The organism is uncultured Rummeliibacillus sp. (assembly GCF_934216135.1).
Lineage (GTDB): Bacteria > Bacillota > Bacilli > Bacillales_A > Planococcaceae > Rummeliibacillus.
The window spans coordinates 1-3019 of the sequence record NZ_CAKQBI010000075.1 but is presented as its reverse complement, the minus strand read 5'-3'; the positions used below and the strand labels follow the sequence as shown (position 1 = coordinate 3019).

At 33.7% G+C, this 3019-nt stretch carries 2 protein-coding genes and 1 rRNA gene; all 3 read left to right on the top strand.

Going from position 1 to position 3019, the window contains the following annotated elements:
• Positions 1-167 precede the first annotated feature (167 nt).
• The 3 genes from rrf to Q0977_RS18025 all read left to right on the top strand — a co-directional run bounded on the left by rrf (position 168) and on the right by Q0977_RS18025 (position 2738).
• Positions 168-284 (top strand): 5S ribosomal RNA (gene rrf / locus Q0977_RS18035).
• A gap of 233 nt (positions 285-517) precedes the next feature.
• A complete protein-coding gene (locus tag Q0977_RS18030; RefSeq protein WP_119417001.1) occupies positions 518-1120 on the top strand; it encodes a DedA family protein in 603 nt (200 codons plus the stop codon).
• Between the two features lie 277 nt (positions 1121-1397).
• Positions 1398-2738, top strand: a complete 1341-nt coding sequence (locus tag Q0977_RS18025; RefSeq protein WP_233548144.1) for an arsenic transporter — start codon at positions 1398-1400, stop codon at positions 2736-2738.
• Positions 2739-3019 lie beyond the last annotated feature (281 nt).

Genomic DNA, 3019 nt, shown 5'->3' with positions numbered 1-3019 from the left:
TGTTTATCCAGTTTTGAAAGAACAAATTCTTTCTTGATATTTGAGGGTTTCAAGATACGAGCAATACAAGGAAATGAGTGAATGAACACCGCAGTGTACTTAAGTACATGAGGATGTGAATGAGCGAAATTGACGCAGTAGTGCGATGTATATTGGAAGCCGAACAGTCTAGTAATGATGGCAAAGAGGTCACACCTGTTCCCATGCCGAACACAGAAGTTAAGCTCTTTAGCGCCAATGGTAGTTGGGGGCTGTCCCCCTGCGAGAGTAGGACGTTGCTAGGCACACTAAAAGCACAACTGTTTATTCAGTTGTGCTTTTTTAGTATCTATTTTTATAGTATTATATGATGGAAATTGAACCATAAATAGAATCACTTCGTTATGGATGGTTCTATTTAATTTATTATTGTATTATTTATATAGAGTATGAATTAAATTCTTATGGATCTTGTTAACGATGAACTCTACATTAAAGTATTATTATAAACATAAATAAAATGATTAGGAGCGCTAACTTGGAAAATTGGATTATTGAAGTAATGAATTCATATGGATATTTAGGAATTGTTCTATTGATAGCTTTAGAGAATATTTTTCCGCCCATACCTTCTGAAGTTATTTTGACATTTAGTGGATTTTTGACGACAACTTCTGATGTAACTGTTATGGGAGTTATTATTTTCTCAACGATAGGATCCATTATTGGTGCAATTGTTCTTTTTGGAATAGGAAGGCTTCTAGATGTAGACAAGTTAGAAAAAATTGTTAATCGTTGGGGGCATATATTGCGATTAACACAAAAAGATGTTCAAAAAGCAGATGCTTGGTTTCGCAAAATTGGGGTTTGGGCAGTCTTAATAGGTAGACTTGTTCCAATTGTAAGAAGTCTAATTTCCATTCCAGCAGGTATGGCACGTATGAACTTTGGTATATTTTTATTTTTCACAATGATAGGCTCTTTAATTTGGAATAGTGTTTTGGTAACTATAGGTGCGAAATTAGGGTCATCTTGGAATACAATTTTGGAATATGTAGATATATATTCTAATGTTGTGTTGATCTTACTAGCAATACTTTTTTTGATGTTGATTATATGGTTTATAAAAACTCGAAAGTAAAGAGTTCGGCCGCAAATACTTTTACGTATTTGTGGCTTTATTTTTTGTGCAATTTATTATTATATGTATTTTTTAGATTTGGTTGTTTCATAAAGAATTTAGTTATAAGTGTCACAGTCAAAATAGGTATTGCACTATGTCAAGTTGTTTTAATTACATATAAATATTGTACGCATTACTATTCTATGAATAAAAGGGAGGGAATTTTGTTTAATCCTGTGAAGAATAATCATGATAATCATCAATATCAAAATTGTTAGATGGAAGGTAGAATAATATGCAGCCAATGGTTTTTATAACGATTATCACCTTTTTGGTCACATTAGTGTTTATTTTGTGGAGGCCAAAAGGCATTAATGAAGCTATACCTGCTACTATTGGTGCTATTGTTATTATACTCACTGGAAGTGTCTCACTTTCTGATTTAGCTATTATTGCAGAAACAATCAGTGATGCAGCCATAACGATTATGGCTACCATTGTTATGGCAATCGTCTTAGAAAGTTTTGGCCTTTTTCATTGGGTTGCAGAAAAATTAACAGAAAAAGCAAAGGGTTCGGGCATTCGATTATTCTGGTATGTCAATCTTTTATGTTTTATGATGACGCTTTTTTTTAATAATGATGGTAGCATTTTAATAACAACCCCTATATTAGTCATGTTATTAAATAATATGGGGTTAAAAAATCATCAAAAAGTTCCCTATCTCCTTTCGGGTGGATTAATCGCAACTGCATCAAGTGCTCCAATTGGCGTTAGTAACATTGTTAATCTAATTGCGCTGAAAATTGTTCATATGGATTTGTATATGCATACACTTATGATGTTTGTTCCTGCAACACTTGGATTAATCTTGTTAGCTACACTTTTATTTCTTCGCTTTAAAAAAATTATCCCAAAAACGATTCCTACAAAGGTAAATGGTTTATCATTACCTGCTTATCATCCTCTTAAACAAAGTTCTGTATATACTATTGAAAAAAACCGTACAAAGTTTGTACGAAATATACTCATATTTGTGCTCGCTGTACGCCTTAGTCTATTTGTAGCATCATACTTTTCTATACCGCTTTCCTTAATGTCGGTAATTGGATCGTTTATATTACTAGGGTGGAGATGGGCCTATTTGAAGGTTCCACCAAATGACATGTTAAAGAAGACACCTTGGTATATCATCGCTTTTGCATTTAGTATGTATGTCATTATTTATGGGCTCAATAATATTGGTTTAACGGATATGCTAATTCATATCATGTCTCCTCTGGTATCAGGAAGTCTACTTCATACAAGTGTATTGATGGGTATCCTTTTAACTCTATTATCAAATATATTCAATAATCATCCTGCCTTGATGGTCGGTACAATTACATTAACGAATATGCCCCTTGATGCAATTTCACTTAAAGTGGCTTATCTGGCGAATGTGATAGGAAGTGATATAGGTGCTTTGTTACTTCCGATGGGAACGCTCGCTACATTAATGTGGATGCACATTGTAAGAAGTGGAAATGTCAAAATTTCCTGGTCAGAATATATTAGAATAACGGTTGTTATTATACCGCCAACATTGTTATTTACATTAGTCATTTTATATTACTGGGTTACTTGGATTTTTTAATAGAATTATAGGGCATTTGTCTAACAGTTTAAGAATGCTCTGCGTATATTAATATCAATTAATTTATAAGGGGGAAAGAAAAGAAATGCCTAAAGGTAAAAGAGGGAGAGGTAGATCATCGTCATCAAGTTCAGGGTCTTGTAGCTGTTCAAGAACATCGCATAGAAGTTCAGGAGGTCATAGTGGCTCAAGAACATCACACAGAAGTTCAGGGTCTTGTAGCTGTTCAAGAACATCGCATAGAAGTTCAGGAGGTCATAGTGGCTCAAGAACATCACACA